The sequence below is a fragment of the Tabrizicola sp. T74 genome, from assembly GCF_057219935.1.
On the sequence record NZ_JBXVVT010000002.1, the window covers coordinates 519,511 to 534,051 of the forward strand.

General features: G+C 64.4%; 14 protein-coding genes. 11 read left to right on the forward strand and 3 right to left on the reverse strand.

The annotated features are described in order from the left end of the window. Positions 1-49: 49 nt before the first annotated feature. Positions 50-1,522, reverse strand: coding sequence for an aldehyde dehydrogenase family protein (locus AC2EAL_RS09275; RefSeq protein WP_484723913.1), 1,473 nt, complete (start codon positions 1,520-1,522; stop codon positions 50-52). A 309-nt stretch (positions 1,523-1,831) separates the two neighbouring features. Here AC2EAL_RS09275 and AC2EAL_RS09280 point away from each other — a divergent pair, with 309 nt between their 5' ends. After that, on the forward strand, positions 1,832-3,460 hold the full coding sequence (locus tag AC2EAL_RS09280; protein WP_484723914.1) for a XylR N-terminal domain-containing protein: 1,629 nt from the start codon (positions 1,832-1,834) through the stop codon (positions 3,458-3,460). 22 nt (positions 3,461-3,482) lie between these two features. Here the strand turns inward: AC2EAL_RS09280 and AC2EAL_RS09285 are convergent, their stop codons facing one another. Beyond that, on the reverse strand, positions 3,483-4,400 hold the full coding sequence (locus AC2EAL_RS09285; RefSeq protein ID WP_484723915.1) for a helix-turn-helix domain-containing protein: 918 nt from the start codon (positions 4,398-4,400) through the stop codon (positions 3,483-3,485). Positions 4,401-4,477: 77 nt separating this feature from the next. On the opposite strand from AC2EAL_RS09285, the gene pobA reads away from it, so the two are divergent. The 4 genes from pobA (at position 4,478) to AC2EAL_RS09305 (ending at position 8,785) form a co-directional block, all read left to right on the forward strand. Then, complete coding sequence (gene pobA, locus AC2EAL_RS09290; RefSeq protein WP_484723916.1) at positions 4,478-5,647, forward strand: 4-hydroxybenzoate 3-monooxygenase; 1,170 nt, start codon at positions 4,478-4,480, stop codon at positions 5,645-5,647. A gap of 186 nt (positions 5,648-5,833) precedes the next feature. Next, on the forward strand, positions 5,834-6,865 hold the full coding sequence (locus AC2EAL_RS09295; protein WP_484723917.1) for a TRAP transporter substrate-binding protein: 1,032 nt from the start codon (positions 5,834-5,836) through the stop codon (positions 6,863-6,865). An 88-nt stretch (positions 6,866-6,953) separates the two neighbouring features. Beyond that, positions 6,954-7,475 (forward strand): TRAP transporter small permease, encoded by a 522-nt coding sequence (locus AC2EAL_RS09300; protein ID WP_484723918.1) that lies wholly within the window; start codon positions 6,954-6,956, stop codon positions 7,473-7,475. Then, positions 7,472-8,785 carry a TRAP transporter large permease gene (locus AC2EAL_RS09305; RefSeq protein ID WP_484723919.1) on the forward strand — a complete coding sequence of 438 codons (1,314 nt, stop codon included), beginning with the start codon at positions 7,472-7,474 and terminating at the stop codon, positions 8,783-8,785. The genes AC2EAL_RS09300 and AC2EAL_RS09305 overlap by 4 nt, the downstream gene beginning before the upstream one ends. Here AC2EAL_RS09305 and AC2EAL_RS09310 read toward each other — a convergent pair. Continuing rightward, positions 8,763-9,686 carry a LysR substrate-binding domain-containing protein gene (locus AC2EAL_RS09310; protein WP_484723920.1) on the reverse strand — a complete coding sequence of 308 codons (924 nt, stop codon included), beginning with the start codon at positions 9,684-9,686 and terminating at the stop codon, positions 8,763-8,765. The genes AC2EAL_RS09305 and AC2EAL_RS09310 overlap by 23 nt on opposite strands. A gap of 77 nt (positions 9,687-9,763) precedes the next feature. Here AC2EAL_RS09310 and pcaD point away from each other — a divergent pair, with 77 nt between their 5' ends. From pcaD to AC2EAL_RS09340, 6 genes are read left to right on the forward strand one after another with little or no spacing between them, the layout of a single operon-like run. Beyond that, positions 9,764-10,549 carry a 3-oxoadipate enol-lactonase gene (gene pcaD, locus AC2EAL_RS09315; RefSeq protein ID WP_484723921.1) on the forward strand — a complete coding sequence of 262 codons (786 nt, stop codon included), beginning with the start codon at positions 9,764-9,766 and terminating at the stop codon, positions 10,547-10,549. Continuing rightward, on the forward strand, positions 10,542-10,928 hold the full coding sequence (pcaC, locus tag AC2EAL_RS09320; RefSeq protein WP_484723922.1) for a 4-carboxymuconolactone decarboxylase: 387 nt from the start codon (positions 10,542-10,544) through the stop codon (positions 10,926-10,928). The genes pcaD and pcaC overlap by 8 nt, the downstream gene beginning before the upstream one ends. Beyond that, positions 10,925-11,647: a protocatechuate 3,4-dioxygenase subunit beta gene (pcaH, locus tag AC2EAL_RS09325; RefSeq protein ID WP_484723923.1), complete on the forward strand. Its 723-nt coding sequence runs from the start codon at positions 10,925-10,927 to the stop codon at positions 11,645-11,647. Before pcaC ends, pcaH begins: the two co-directional genes overlap by 4 nt. A 1-nt stretch (position 11,648) precedes the next feature. After that, positions 11,649-12,266: a protocatechuate 3,4-dioxygenase subunit alpha gene (pcaG, locus tag AC2EAL_RS09330; protein WP_484723924.1), complete on the forward strand. Its 618-nt coding sequence runs from the start codon at positions 11,649-11,651 to the stop codon at positions 12,264-12,266. A 2-nt stretch (positions 12,267-12,268) separates the two neighbouring features. Continuing rightward, positions 12,269-13,111 carry a 3-oxoadipate:acetyl-CoA acetyltransferase gene (locus tag AC2EAL_RS09335; protein ID WP_484723925.1) on the forward strand — a complete coding sequence of 281 codons (843 nt, stop codon included), beginning with the start codon at positions 12,269-12,271 and terminating at the stop codon, positions 13,109-13,111. Between the two features lie 27 nt (positions 13,112-13,138). Continuing rightward, the gene (locus tag AC2EAL_RS09340; protein ID WP_484723926.1) at positions 13,139-14,464 is read left to right on the forward strand and encodes a lyase family protein; all 1,326 of its coding nucleotides are present in this window, start codon (positions 13,139-13,141) and stop codon (positions 14,462-14,464) included. Positions 14,465-14,541: the final 77 nt, after the last annotated feature.

Sequence of the window (14,541 nt, forward strand, 5' to 3'; positions counted from 1 at the left end):
GCGGCCCGGATTTGAACAGTCATTTTGCTTACCTGCGTTTGGTGGTCGATCAGAACGGGTACATCACGGCGTCAGCGCGCGAGGTGATCCAGACCCATTGCGTGAACTCTTCCCAGATCGCCGGGCCCGAGATGCGGCTGCCGTTGCCGGATTTGCCGCGACCGCCGAAGGGAGCGTTCGGGCTGGCCATCACAGTCTGATCATTGATGTGCAGATGGCCGACTTTCAGGCGCATTCCGATACGGCGGGCGCGGCCGACGTCCTTGGCGATGATCCCGGCGGCAAGGCCGAATTCCGACATGTTGGCCAGCTGGATCGCGTGTTCGTCGTTGTCATAGGCGACGACAACTGCCACGGGGCCAAAGATCTCCTCCTCGAACGCCCGCATGCCCGGCTTCACGCCCGACAGAACGGTCGCCGGGAACATCCGCCCCTTGGGCGTGCCACCGGCCAGGAGCTTTGCACCCTTGGCGACAGCATCATCGACGATCGCCTTCACCAGTGCCGCTTGCCCGTCCGAGATCAACGGCCCGAGCGCGCATTGTTCGGTTGCCGGGTTGCCCACTGGCAGACGGCTGGCCTTGGCGGCGAGTTCTGCGGCCAGCTGGTCGGCCATCGCAGCCGGCGCAAGGATCAGCCCCGTCGCCATGCAGATCTGCCCCTGGTGCAGCCAGGTGCCCCAGGCTGCATTGGCCGCGGCCAGTGCGAAATCGGCATCATCCTGGATGATCAAGGCGTTCTTGCCGCCCAGTTCCAGCTGCACCTTCTTGAGGTTGCGACCGCAAGCCTCGCCCACCTTGGCGCCGACGCCGGGCGAGCCGGTGAAGGAGACCATGGCGATGTTGGGGTCCTCGCAAAGCGCGGTACCCACCTCGGCCCCGCCGGGGATGATGTGGAGAAGGTCCTTCGGCAGCCCCGCCTCTTCGAAGATGCGGGCGATGATGATCCCGCCGCTGATCGGCGTGCGCGGATCGGGCTTGTGGACCACGGCGTTGCCGGTGGCCAGTGCCGCCGCAATCGCGCGGACCGACAGGATCAGCGGGAAGTTGAAGGGCGAAATCACCCCGACGACGCCATGCGCCACACGGATCACTTCTTCGTCGCGCCCATCCAGCGATTGCACGACCTTGCGGGTGTCCTCTGTGGCAGCGGCGGCGGCGGCACGCAGGAAGCCTGCCGAGTGTTCGATCTCGATGGCGGCCTTGGGGTAGATCGAGCCCGACTCGCGGATGATCCAGGGGATCAACTCGTCACGGTTCGCCTCAAGGATATCGGCGGTGGCGTTCAGGATACGGGCACGCTCGGCGGCGGCAGCGGCCTCCCATGCAGGCTGGGCGGCGGCGGCGGCGGCAGCGGCGCGGGCGACATCGGCCTTGTTGCCATTGCCCACCTTTGCGACGTGGCTGCCGTCTGCAGGCGCGGTCACTTCATAGGCCCCGCCGTTCGCAGCGCCCCAGCCACCAGAGAAGATCTTTCCTTCCCATGCGTCCTGCGACAGAAAAATCGGTGCTGATCCGTCCATGTCTCTCTCCCTGTTTCAACCGGCGCATTCGACGCTGACTGGCATCCGCGATGCATGTCAGCAGTTGCTGCCGGGCTCCTCCCTGAGCGGCGTGGACAGAGCGGGTCAGATTGAGTTCGTTTTGCAACAAATAATTATGTGTTACACCTATAAAGGCTTAACATAATGATTTTCAGTATAAAAATCTGATCTTCTTGCTTCGGCGGGATTTTCATGTAAATGAGAAAGATGGATCCATATTCATGAAATGATGAAAACATGTCCAAGCGCATCACCTTGACCGAAGCGTCGCGCCAAGCGCCCCGAATCATGGCGCGTGGGGATAGCCGGCTGTTGAAGGAGGGCGCGGCCCCGACGCTGGAGGATCTGGCAGGCGCGCTGCAGTTCGCACTGGGCGATGGCCGCATCTGGCTCAGCGACGAGCGGATGGTCATGATGCAGACAGCCATTCTGGGCATGCTCAGGCGCGACGTGATCAACGTGGTGGGCCTGGATCGGGCGCGCAGCCTGTTCTACCGCACCGGATGGTCCCAGGGTCAACGCTACGCCGATCTGGTCCGCAAACGGTTCCGGCAGGATGACCTGACCGCCGCTCTTGCCGCCGGGCCGCGCCTTCACACGATGGAAGGCTTCGTCAAGGTCACCACCAAGCGGTTCGAGTTCGACATCAAGCGCGGGCACTACCACGGCGAATTCCATTGGCACGACAGCACCGAGGCGGTCGAGCACCTGCAGGCCTTCGGTGTGTCCGATTGCCCGACATGCTGGATGCAGGTCGGCGCACCGGCCGGGTTCACCACCTCCCTACTTGGTCAGCCCGTGATCTTCCGCGAGGTCGAGTGCATGGGAATGGGGGCGGAGCGTTGCGTCGTGATCGGGCGCAATGCGGCGGCCTGGGGCAAGGACGTGCCCGAACTGGCCGAATTCGCGCCCGCCACGACACGGCCCCGGGCCAAACCGTGGAACCCTGCCACCACCGAGCCGAAATCCCCCACGCTCACTGTGCCGCACCCGATCATCGGCAAGAGCGCAGCCATCGAGCGGGCGCGCCGCCTGCTGGAGCGGGTGGCAGGCTATGACGAGCCGGTGATGTTCATGGGCGAACCCGGCACCGGCAAGGAGTTCTTCGCGCGCCGCCTGCACGAGATCGGCCGAACACCGAAGGCGCCCTTCGTAACGGTCAACTGTGACGCGTTCTCCAGTGGCTACGCCGACACCCCGCTGTTCGGTAAGGGCGGAGCCGTCGAACGTGCGCAGGGTGGGACCCTGTTCCTGAACGACCTGCTGTCGTTGCCGCGTCCCTTGCAGTCTCAGCTTGCGGCCCATCTGGGCGAGGGAGCCCCGCTTCTGACCTCGACGCGCGTGATGTCGGCGATTGGCGCCGGCCCTCGCGACCTTGTCACCTCTGGCGCATTTCGGACCGACCTCTACTTCCGTCTGTCGCTTTTGCCGATTGTCATTCCGCCCTTGCGTGACCGGCGCGATGACCTGCCGATGCTGATCGATCACTTCGTGCTGACCCACAGCCGTACGCATAGAAAGCCGCTGCGCCAGATTACCGCCGCAGCGCGCGATCTGCTGATGCGCTACGACTTTCCCGGCAACGTGCGCGAGTTGTCCAACATGATCGAACGCGGCGTGATCTATGCCGAACCGGGGGGCGATCTGGAGATTTCGCACATCTTCACAGGCATCGAGCAGCTGCCAGAGTTTGTCGAAGGCCTGCACGCCTCGGGCCGGATCGTGCGGCGCAGTCCCCAGGGCGCGTTGGCCGGGCCGATGGACAGTCGCACTTTCGACGAGCTGGAGATCGACACCTATCGCGCCGCACTTGCCGCCGCCGATGGCAATGTCTCGGCCGCGGCACGGGCGCTTGGGCTCAGCCGTGCCAAGCTGGATTACCGGCTGGCCAAGCTGGGGCTTTCGCGCCGAACCTGACAGCCTAAGCAGCTGTGATGTGTCAGCGCAGATCGCGTTCGAACCCTGCGCGGTAGGCGGCGGGCGACAGGCCCATTGCCCGGCGAAAGGCACGCGAGAAATAGGACGGATCGTCAAAGCCCAGCCCATAGCCGACCGAGGCCACCGAGGCCCGGGTATAGACCAGCAGCCGGCAGGCCTCGCGGATCACGGCTGCCTCAAGGATCCGCGCCCCTGACATGCCAGAGCTGACCTGGCAGATCCGGCTCAGGTGGCGCTCGGACACGCCGATCTCGCGGGCGTAGTCGGTCAGCCGCCAGCGGTCGCGCAGATGCAGGTCCAAAAGCGCCAGGAACCGCTGGAACCGCGGGTCCATCGTCGCTGAAGCGCCCCCCGCCGCATCGTCCATGTCGCGCAGCGCAAGGCAGGCCAGCTGGCAAGCAAGGGCCCGCAGCATGACCGATCGCGCCTGGTGGGAAGCGCCGTGCTCGGCTTCGATCTTGCGGAACAGGGCGAACATCTCGGTCGAAGCGCTGGTGGTCCTCCCCAGCCCCAGCGCTGTTTGTTGAGTTACGGCTGGGTCCAGCAGGTCGGGCAGCGTCTGCAACGGCACGGTCAGCACCCAGCCCGAGGTCCCTGCCGCAAAGGAAAAGCCGTGCACCATCCCGGCGGGCACATTCAGCAGGAAGGGCGGTTCGGTCTGCAAGGTCTGTCCATCAAGCTCGATCCGGACATCACCTGCCTCAATCAGAAAGAACTGGTGCAGATGCCGATGGCGATGCACGGCGATCTGCCAGTCAAGGCCCGCAGCGCGATGGGTGATCGTCTCGATGTGCAGGACATCGGGAAAGGCGCTGTCTTCACCATAAAGGTGCCAGACGGGAATGGTCCGGGCAGAGGTGCTGGCAACGGGGGCATGGGATGGTTGCGGCATGTCCGAAAAGTACCATCCTTTGCGCATCACGTCCATTCCCGAAGCGCCAGTGCATCTTTACGCACAAGCGACGTCGTTAAGAAATCGGATATGGGAGTGTCCCCTTGCAGACCGATGTTGCCATCATTGGTGGAGGCCCGGCAGGCCTGCTGCTGTCGCAGCTCTTGATGAAGGCTGGCATTCGTACCGTGGTGCTAGAGCGCAAGTCGCGCGACTATGTCCTGTCGCGCATTCGGGCCGGTGTGCTTGAATGGGGCACCGTGGAACTGCTTGAAGCGGCCGGGGTCGGCGATCGCATGCACAAGGAAGGCCAGCCGCACCACGGCTGCTACCTGACCTCGGATGACAGGATGATCCGCATCGACTTTCTCGAAGGCTGCGGCAAGCAGGTCATGGTCTATGGCCAGACCGAAGTGACGCGCGACCTTTACGAGGCGCAGGAGGCCCTTGGCGCAACGATCCTGCACGAGGTTGACGACGTCGCCCTGCATGACCTGCAGTCGGAAGCGCCCTACGTGACGTTTAAGCATGAAGGCGCGCAGCACCGCCTCGATTGCGCCTATGTCGCGGGGTGCGACGGCTTTCACGGCGTCAGCCGCCCAAGCATCCCGGCCGAAGTGCGGCAAGAGTTCGAGAAGGTCTATCCCTTTGGCTGGCTTGGAATTCTTTCAAGAACTCCGCCTGTCCACGAAGAACTGATCTACGCCAACCATACGCGCGGCTTTGCGCTGGCCTCGATGCGCAACCCGATGCTGTCGCGCTATTACATCCAGGTGCCGCTGACCGACCGGGTCGAAGACTGGTCCGATGACGCCTTCTGGGAGGAACTGCGCCGCAGGCTGCCTGCCGAAGTGGCGGATACCCTTGTCACCGGCCCGTCGATCGAGAAAAGCATCGCTCCCCTACGGAGCTTTGTCTGCGAGCCGATGCAGTGGGGGCGCCTGTTCCTGTGCGGCGATGCGGCCCATATCGTTCCGCCGACCGGGGCCAAGGGGCTGAACCTGGCGGTTTCCGACGTCTTCTACCTTAGCCGCGCGCTCAAGGCCAGATATCTTGGCGGCGACGGGACGCTGCTGGCCAGCTATGGCGCCGATGCGCTGCAGCGGGTGTGGAAGGCGATGCGCTTTTCCTGGTCCATGACAACCATGCTGCACGACTTCCCCGGGCAAAGCGCCTTTGACCGACGCGTGCAGCGAGTCGAACTAGAGACTCTGGCAAATTCCGCCGCCGCCCGAGGCATCCTGGCGGAAAACTACACGGGCCTGCCCTACTGACGAAGGACAAAAGTTCATAATCTATAGGGTATGAATAGCGTCCAATATTTTATTATTCTGGATCATCATTGATCGGTATACCAAAAATGGGAGCGTGCTACATGCCGTCCGGTTTAGCCAAGGCGACCAAGGGCGGCCACGGGAAGGAAAACTAAAGGCTGACTGCCACAAGAAAGGGAGGAAATCATGAAGATCACCTACACCAAGGCCGCGCGCTGGATTTCGGCCGCTGCCCTCGTCTCGGCCCTGACAGCCTCGGCCGCCTGGGCGCAGGAGGTCGTGCTTAAGCTGCACCAGATGCTGCCCGCACAGGCACCGATCCCGGCGCAAGTGCTGCAGCCCTGGATGGACAAGATCACCGCTGAATCGGGCGGCCGGATCGTCTTTGAACACTATCCGGCCATGCAGCTTGGCGGCAAACCGCCAGAGCTTGTCGATCAGGTGGTCGACGGCGTGGCCGATGTCATCTGGACGCTGCCAGGCTATACCCCCGGACGCTTTCCGCGCACTGAAGTGATCGAACTGCCGTTCCTGGTGAACGATGCCGAGACCGCGTCCCGCGTCCTCTATACGCTGGGCGAGAAGTACATGTTCGACACCGAGTACGCCGACTACAAGGTGCTGGCGCTGTTCACCCACGGCCCGGGCCTGATCCATTCCAAGACGCCGATCCTCAAACCGGCGGACCTTGCGGGCATCAAGCTGCGCGCGCCGACGCGGGTCACGAACATGATGGTCACCAGCCTCGGGGCGACGCCTGTCGGCATGCCGGTTCCCGCTGTACCGGAGTCGCTCTCCAAGGGCGTGATCGACGCCACGATGCTTCCCTGGGAAGTTACCGGTGCGCTCAAGACCTCGGAACTGGTGACGAACCACACCGAATTCACCGGGAAGGCGATGTATGTCGGCGCCTTCCTGATCGCGATGAACAAGGACCGCTATGATGCACTGCCCGATGACCTCAAGGCGGTCATCGACGCCAATTCCGGGGTCGAATTCTCGGCCATGGCCGGCCGGATCGGCCAGGAGGCAGATGCCAAGGCCCGCCAGATCGCAGTGGACCTCGGCAACTCCATCACCGTCCTTGACGCTGCGCAATCGGCCGAGTGGGAGGCCGCGGCCAAGCCGACCTATGATGCCTGGATCGCGGAATCGGCCGCCGCCGGCTTCGACGGACAAGCCCTGCTGAACGACGCTCTGGGCCTTCTGGCACAGTAAGCCGTCGCCTTACCCGCGCCGAGCCTTGCCCAAGGCAGATGCCCGGCGCGGGTTTTCCTTTCTGATTTTGCGCTGGGGAGGGCGGCAGATGAAGAAACTTGCCTACGGGCTGGCCAATGGAACGGCATTGCTCGGCGGGGCGGTGCTCGTGCTGATCATCCTGATGACGGTCACCAGCGTCATCGGTCGCGCGCTTGTGCCGCTCGGGCTCGGTCCCGTGCCCGGCGACTTCGAGCTGACCGAGATGGGCATCGCCTTTGCCGTCTTCTGCTTTCTGCCGCTATGTCAGCTTGTGGCAGGCCATGCCACGGTGGATGTCTTCACCGCGGGCCTTGGCGCGCAGGCAAACCGCATCTTGCTGGCCATTTGGGAAGTGGCGCTGACCGCTACCGTCATCTTCATCGCCTGGCGGCTTTATGAAGGCTTCCTCGGCAAGCTTGGCAACAACGAGATCACGATGCTGCTGCAGTTCCCGGTCTGGTGGGGCTATGCGGCGGCGCTTGTCCCTGCGGGTATCGGTGTTCTCGTGGGTCTTTGGTCTGCAGCAGACCGGGTGCGGTCCGCCCTGACCGGGCAAGACACCCGCACCGTCGAGGGAGCAAACCATTGACCGGCGTCGAGCTTGGCCTTCTGGCCTTTCCGGTCCTGTTGGGGCTGATCTTCCTGCGCGCGCCCATCGGACTTGCCATGCTGATCGTCGGCGTGTTCGGGATGTGGATGGTGACGGGCAGTCCCAACATTGTCCTGTCGAAATTCAAGACAGAGACATTCTCGACCTTCTCCAGCCACTCGCTGTCGATCATCCCGATCTTTCTCTTGATGGGGCATCTGGCGGGTCTCGGCGGCATGAGCCGGGCGCTGTTCAAGGCGGCCGAAGCCTGGTTAGGCCACCGCAAGGGCGGCACGGCCATGGCCGCCATCGGGGCCTGTGCTGGCTTCGGGTCGATCTGCGGCTCGTCCGTCGCGACGGCTGCGACAATGGCGCAGGTCGCGCTACCGGAACTGCGCCGGGCGGGCTATTCGGGCGGACTGTCGACCGCGACACTGGCGGCAGGCGGCACGCTGGGTATCCTGATCCCGCCGTCGGTCGTTCTGGTGATCTATGCCACGCTGACCGAGACGAACATCGCCAAGCTGTTCCTCGCGGCCTTCATCCCCGGCATCATGGCGGCCATCGGCTACATGCTGGTCATCGCACTTTATGTCCGGCTTTACCCCGACTCGGCCGGCAGCCTGCCCCGCATGCCCTACCGCGACCGGTTCCGGGCGCTGTTCAACGTCTGGCCGGTCATGCTGATCTTTTTGGCGGTGGTGGGTGGCATCTATACCGGCATCTTCAACCCGACCGAAGGCGCCTCGATCGGCGCGCTGGGGACCGGGCTGGTTGCCTGGGCCTCGGGCGGGCTTGATTGGCCGCGCCTGAAGGCGGCGTTGATGTCCACGGCCACGGGCACGGCGATGATCTTCCTGATCGTGCTGGGCGCGGGGTTCTTCAACGCCTTCCTGGCCTTGACGCAGATGCCGCAGATCGCCTCGGCCTGGATCGTGGAACAGGGCTTCGGCCCCTGGCTGGTCCTGGCCTGCATCCTTCTGATCTACCTTGTGCTTGGCTGCATCATGGACAGCCTGTCGATGATCCTTCTGACAATTCCGATCTTCTATCCCGTCATGCTGGCGCTGGATTTCGGAATGTCGCCGGAACACATGGCGATCTGGTTCGGCATCCTGGTGCTGATCGTGGTCGAGGTGGGAATGATAACCCCGCCGGTGGGGATGAACCTGTTCGTCATCAACGCCATAGACCGTACCACCCCGATCCGGCAGACCTATGGCGCGGTGATGTTCTTCGTGGGCACCGACCTTGCGCGCGTCGTCCTTCTGGTGCTGGTGCCGGGGATCACGCTGTTCCTGATCCCGTAGGCCCGGCGTGCGTTTCCTCGTTGAAAAGTTGCAGCAACAGCGCTGCCCCGGAATTGACCGGGGCGGCCTGTCTTTGCGTGACGCCAACGGCGCCCGACAGGAACCGCGCGCCAGTTGGAATGACAACCATCTCGCCCCTCGCCAGTTCCTCGGCCACCACCCCGCGCGAGATGAACCATACGGCGTCCGAGGCCGCCAGGAGACCCCGACCAACAGCCAAGGCAACCGTCTCGATCGCCGGGCGAAGCGTGGAAAGGCCCAGCATGGCCAGGTAGTCGTTCAGAGTGCGCCGGATCAGGGCGCCCTCGGTCGGCAGGATCACCGGCACCGCCTGCAGAAGCTCAGCCACAGAGCGGCCAGCCATTGGATGTCCGGCGCGGGCAACCAGCACGACATCCTCTTCGTAAAGATGGGTGAACCGCAGGCCCGCCATGTCCTGCGGATCGGGCATACGCCCGACCATCATGTCGATCCCCCCATCGCGCAACAGCCCCAGAAGATAGGCATGGGGGCCGGTCTCGATCTTAAGCACGGTCTGGGGCTGGAGAGTGCAAAACCGCAGGGCGACACGCGGGAACAGACGCGTCGCAGCGGTCGGCAGGATACCGACGCGCAGGCTGTCCCGCGATCCCGGGTGCAGGGCCGCCACCGCATCTTCCAGCGCCCCAAGGCCAAGAATGGCATGGTGGCGGAAGAGTGCCCCCTGTTCGGTCAGAACCAGCCGCCGCCGTTCGCGGCGAAACAAGAGGACGCCCAGCAGGTCCTCAAGTTCCGCAAGCGTCCGGCTGAGCGCGGGCTGCGAAATGCCCTGGGCACGCGCCACGGGCGACAGCGCCCCTGCGGCAGCAATATCCAGAAAGGCACGGATATGGCGCAGCTTGATCGCTGGGTGCATAATCATTCGGTTATGCTCAATCTGCTCTTTTGCATTTTTCTCTCGTTTCCATTCCATCTATATTATGAATGGGGGAGGTTTTGATGCAAGTCCTGACACGGCCCTTTGGCACGCTTCACATCCGCATCGACGGGCCGCAGGGCGCACCCGCGGTGGTCTTTGCCAATTCGCTCGGCACCGATCTGCGGCTTTGGGATGCCATCCTTCCCCTCATGCCGCCGGGCCTGCGCCTTGTGCGCTATGACAAACGCGGGCATGGCCTGTCGGATCAGGGTGGCGGCACAAGGATCGAGGATCACGCCGACGACGCGATTGCCGTGATCGAAGCTGTCGGACCCGGCCCTGTGGTCTTTGTCGGCCTGTCCATCGGCGGGCTGATCGGGCAGGTCGTGGCCAGCCAGCGCCCTGACCTTGTGCGCGCCCTTGTCCTGTCGAACACTGCCGCCCGGCTTGGCACCGCGGGCAGCTGGCAGGCCCGCATCGATGCCGTCTCTACCCGGGGTCTGACCTCGATCGCCGACGCGGTGATGGAGCGGTGGTTCGCCGTCCCGTTCCGCACCAGCGCGGCCTGCGCGCCCTGGCGCAACATGTTGCTGCGCACGCCAGCCGAGGGCTACATCGCCGCCTGCCGTGCCCTTGCGACCGCCGATCAGCGACAGGCCACCGCCGCCCTGCGCCTGCCGACGCTCGTCATTGCCGGGGCGGAAGATGGTGCAAGCCCGCCTGATCTTGTTCAGGCCACGGCAGCGCTGATCCCCGATGCGGCATTCCATGTCATCCCCGGCGCAGGCCACCTGCCTTGCGTCGAGACCCCCGAAGCCTGGGCCGCCGTCGTCGCGCCTTTCCTGAAAGACCATGCCCATGCCTGACCTTGCCACCACGGCCATGCGAACCCGCCGACGCGTGCTGGGCGATGCCCATGTCGACCGTGCCGAGGCGGCAAAGACCGACCTTGATACCCCATTCCAGGCGCTGATTACCGATGCGGCGTGGGGCCATGTCTGGTCGCGCGACACCATCCCCCTGCGCGAACGGTCCATGCTGACCATCGCGCTGCTGGCGGGCTTGGGCAACGACCACGAACTCGCCATGCACATCCGCGCCACCCGCAACACCGGCGCCACGCAAGCCGACGTGATGGAGGCGCTGTTGCATGTCGCCATCTACGCCGGTGTCCCGCGCGCCAATCACGCCATATCGATCGCCAAAGAGGTTTTCGCCGCCATGGCGCAGGAGGACACCCCATGAAGCCAGCCGAGTTCTACATGCGTGACCGTTCCCTGCATCCGCCGGCCCATCATCCGGGCTACAAGACCAGTGTGCCCCGCTCGCCCCGCAACGCGCTTTTGACGCTGCAACAGACCCTGTCCGAGATCACCGGACCGACCTTCGGGCACAATGACATCGGCGCGTTGGACAATGACCTGACGCTGAACTTCAACCATGGCGGACTGCCGGTCGGAGAACGGATCATTCTGCAGGGGCGGGTCCTCGATGAAAACAACCGCCCCGTTCCGAACACCCTGGTCGAGATCTGGCAAGCCAATGCCTCGGGGCGCTATCGCCACAAGAAGGATGTCTACCTTGGTGCGCTTGACCCGAACTTCGGCGGCTGCGGGCGAACCCTGACCGACGCAGAAGGCCGCTATGCCTTTCGCACCATCAAGCCCGGACCCTATCCCTGGCTGAACTACGTCAACTCTTGGCGGCCTGCACATATTCATGTCTCGGTCTTTGGCACGTCCTTCAGCCAGCGCCTGATCACGCAGCTTTACTTTGAAGGCGATCCCCTGATCCCGAAATGCCCGATCGTGCAGACCATCCCCGATCCACAGGCGGTCCAGCAACTGACTGCCGTCCTCGACCTGAATTCCGCCGTGCCGATGGATTGTCTGGCCTACAAGTTCGACATCGTCCTGCGCGGGCGGCGGTCGACGCTGTTTGAAAACCGGCTCGAGGGGAACTAAGATGGTGCAATCCTTGCCCTACCTGCGCGAAAGCGCCTCGCAGACCGCCGGTCCGTATGTCCATATCGGCCTCGCCCCCGGTGCGGCAGGTTTCCACACCTTCGAGACGGAGTTGGGCCAGAACCTCGCACCGGAAGGCGTGCCGGGTCAGCGCGTGACCATCGAGGGTCTCGTGCTGGATGGCCTTGGCGCGCCGGTGAAGGATGTGCTGATCGAAGTCTGGCAAGCCGATGCACAGGGCATCTATCCCCATCCCGAAGACCCCCGCATGGCCGATTGCGCGCCGGGCTTTCGGGGCTGGGGCCGGGTGATTTCCGACTTTGACACCGGGGTGTTCCGGATTGAAACCATCAAGCCAGGGCCGGTTCCGGGCCGGGCTGGCCGCGTTCAGGCCCCCCACCTCAGCCTGTGGCTGGTGTCGCGCGGCATCAACATCGGACTGAACACGCGGATGTACTTCCCCGAAGACGAAGCCGCCCATGCCGCCGACCCGGTCCTTGCCAGCATCGAACAGCGCACCCGCGTCGCGACCCTGATCGCCACCGCGACCGGCCCGTCCACCTACCATTTCGACATCCGCCTGCAGGGCGACCGCGAAACCGTGTTCATCGACGTCTGACCATGTCCAACCCCTGCATCATCTGCGTTGCCATCACCGGGTCCTTGCCCACCAAGGCCAACAACCCCGCCGTACCGATCACGGTCTCCGAACAGGTGGAATCGACGCATGCGGCCTTTGAGGCGGGTGCCACCATCGTCCACGCCCATGTGCGTGATGACGAAGGGAAACCGACCAGCGACCCGGAACGTTTTGCCCGGCTGTTGGAGGGACTGCACAAGCATTGCCCCGGCATGATTGTGCAGCTTTCGACCGGAGGCCGCTCCGGTGCCGGTCAGGCGCGTGGCGGCATGCTGCCCCTGCGGCCCGACATGGCCAGTCTCTCGGTGGGGTCGAACAACTTCCCCACCCGCGTCTATGAAAATCCGCCTGACCTGGTGGACTGGCTTGCCACCGAGATGCTGACCTATGGCGTCAGGCCCGAGATCGAGGCCTTCGACCTGTCGCACATCTTCAAGGCCAAAGAGATGCAGACCAAGGGCCAGTTGGTCGGCACGCCCTATGTGCAATTCGTCATGGGCGTGAAGAACGCCATGCCCGCCGACCGGCATGTGTTCGACTACTACATTGCCACCGTCAAACGCCTGTTCGGCCCAGACGCGCCCTGGTGCGCCGCCGGGATCGGCCCGGCCCAGATCGTTCTGAACGAATGGTCTGTCTCGTCGGGCGGCCATGCCCGCACCGGGCTGGAGGATAACGTGCGCTTTGACCGCGACCGGCTTGCCCCCTCGAACGCGGCTCTTGTGCAGCGGGTGGTCGATCTCTGCCATCGCTACGATCGCCCCGTTGCCAGTTGGGCCGAGGCCCGCGCCATTCTCGGGCTGCCCCTGAGGCAGCCTGCCTAGAAAGCCAGCATCATGCCCGCCAGCCCGATGAACTCTCAGATCTACGCGGGGCTCTTCGGCGACCCGGAAACCGAGCGTCTGTTCAGCGACAGCGCCGAGCTGCGCGCCCTGTTGCTGGTCGAAGGGGAACTGGCCCGCGTGCAGGGCAGCCTCGGCGTGATCCCGGCAGACGCGGCCGCCTTCATCGCGCGGGCCGCCCATGAAGCGCAGATCGACCCTGCGGCCCTTGCGGCAGACACGGCCCGCAACGGAGTGCCGGTGCCAGCGCTTCTGGCGGCCTTTCGCAAGGCGGCAACTGCGCCCGAGTTGATGCAGTACCTGCATTGGGGGGCCACCAGTCAGGACATCATGGACACCGGCCTTGCCCTGCGTCTGAGGCCGGTGCTGGCCTTGTACGAGGCCCGCCTTGGCACACTGCTGCAGCAGATGGCCGTTCTTGCCGAAACCCATGCGGCCCTGCCCATGGCCGCCCGCACCTACGGCCAGATCGCCACTCCGACCAGCTTTGGCGCCGTCGTTGCAAGCTGGGGCTGGCCCCTGATCGCCGCGCGCGACCGCCTGGCCGCCTTGCGCCCTGCCGTTCTGCAAGTGTCCCTGTCCGGGGCCGCCGGCACATTGTCAGCCATGGGCTCCGAGGGCCCCGCTGTCCGCGCCGCCCTGGCCCGGGCGCTGAACCTGTCCGACCCCGACCACAGTTGGCACAGCGACCGCTCCGGCATCGGCCAGCTTGCAGGCTATGCCGCCACGCTTGCCGCGTCGCTCGGCAAGATCGGTGAGGATCTGATCCTCTTCACCCAATCCGGGCTGGCCGAGGTGACGTTGGGCGAAGGCGGGGCCTCGTCCACCATGCCGCAGAAACAGAACCCCGTTGGTCCCTCGGCGCTTGTGGCTCTGGCCCGTCACGTCGTCGGACAGGCCGCCCTCCTGCAAGGCGCGGGCCTGCATCGCCAGCAGCGCGATGGCGCCGCCTGGTTCACCGAATGGCTGGCCCTGCCGCAGACCTGCATCGCCCTTGGCCGCGTGCTGACCCTTTCGCACGATTGCCTGTCGCGACTGCACCCCGATCCAGCCGCTATGGCCGCACAGATGGAGACCGCTCACGGCGCCATCCATGCCGAGGCGCTGACCTTCGCCCTTGCCCGTCAGCTTCCCCGACCCGAAGCCGAGCGGCAGGTCAAGGCACTTCTGGCCGAGGCTGCAGCCTCTGGCCAGCCCCTTGCAACCCTCGCCTTGCGCACACACCCCGCACTCGACTGGTCCAGCATCATGGCCACCAGCCTTGGTCAGGCTTCGAACGACGCACTTGCCTTTTCCAGGCAAGTATCCGCGTCACATGACCACCAGGCAAACTGACAAGAACTGCAGCCAGATGCGTGCGCGGTTGGCTGTTCTTTTCGTCTACTGGAGAGGTGCTGCCAGACGAGTGGCAA

Excerpts from the sequence above, each read along its gene's own strand:
- AC2EAL_RS09300 (WP_484723918.1), top strand. The coding sequence starts at position 6,954 with ATGAAGAAACTTGCCTACGGGCTGGCCAATGGAACGGCATTGCTCGGC.
- AC2EAL_RS09310 (WP_484723920.1), bottom strand. The coding sequence starts at position 9,686 with ATGATTATGCACCCAGCGATCAAGCTGCGCCATATCCGTGCCTTTCTG.
- AC2EAL_RS09295 (WP_484723917.1), top strand. The coding sequence starts at position 5,834 with ATGAAGATCACCTACACCAAGGCCGCGCGCTGGATTTCGGCCGCTGCC.
- pcaG (WP_484723924.1), top strand. The coding sequence starts at position 11,649 with ATGGTGCAATCCTTGCCCTACCTGCGCGAAAGCGCCTCGCAGACCGCC.
- pcaD (WP_484723921.1), top strand. The coding sequence starts at position 9,764 with ATGCAAGTCCTGACACGGCCCTTTGGCACGCTTCACATCCGCATCGAC.
- AC2EAL_RS09275 (WP_484723913.1), bottom strand. The coding sequence starts at position 1,522 with ATGGACGGATCAGCACCGATTTTTCTGTCGCAGGACGCATGGGAAGGA.
- AC2EAL_RS09280 (WP_484723914.1), top strand. The coding sequence starts at position 1,832 with ATGGCGCGTGGGGATAGCCGGCTGTTGAAGGAGGGCGCGGCCCCGACG.
- AC2EAL_RS09335 (WP_484723925.1), top strand. The coding sequence starts at position 12,269 with ATGTCCAACCCCTGCATCATCTGCGTTGCCATCACCGGGTCCTTGCCC.
- pcaC (WP_484723922.1), top strand. The coding sequence starts at position 10,542 with ATGCCTGACCTTGCCACCACGGCCATGCGAACCCGCCGACGCGTGCTG.
- AC2EAL_RS09340 (WP_484723926.1), top strand. The coding sequence starts at position 13,139 with ATGAACTCTCAGATCTACGCGGGGCTCTTCGGCGACCCGGAAACCGAG.
- AC2EAL_RS09285 (WP_484723915.1), bottom strand. The coding sequence starts at position 4,400 with ATGCGCAAAGGATGGTACTTTTCGGACATGCCGCAACCATCCCATGCC.
- pcaH (WP_484723923.1), top strand. The coding sequence starts at position 10,925 with ATGAAGCCAGCCGAGTTCTACATGCGTGACCGTTCCCTGCATCCGCCG.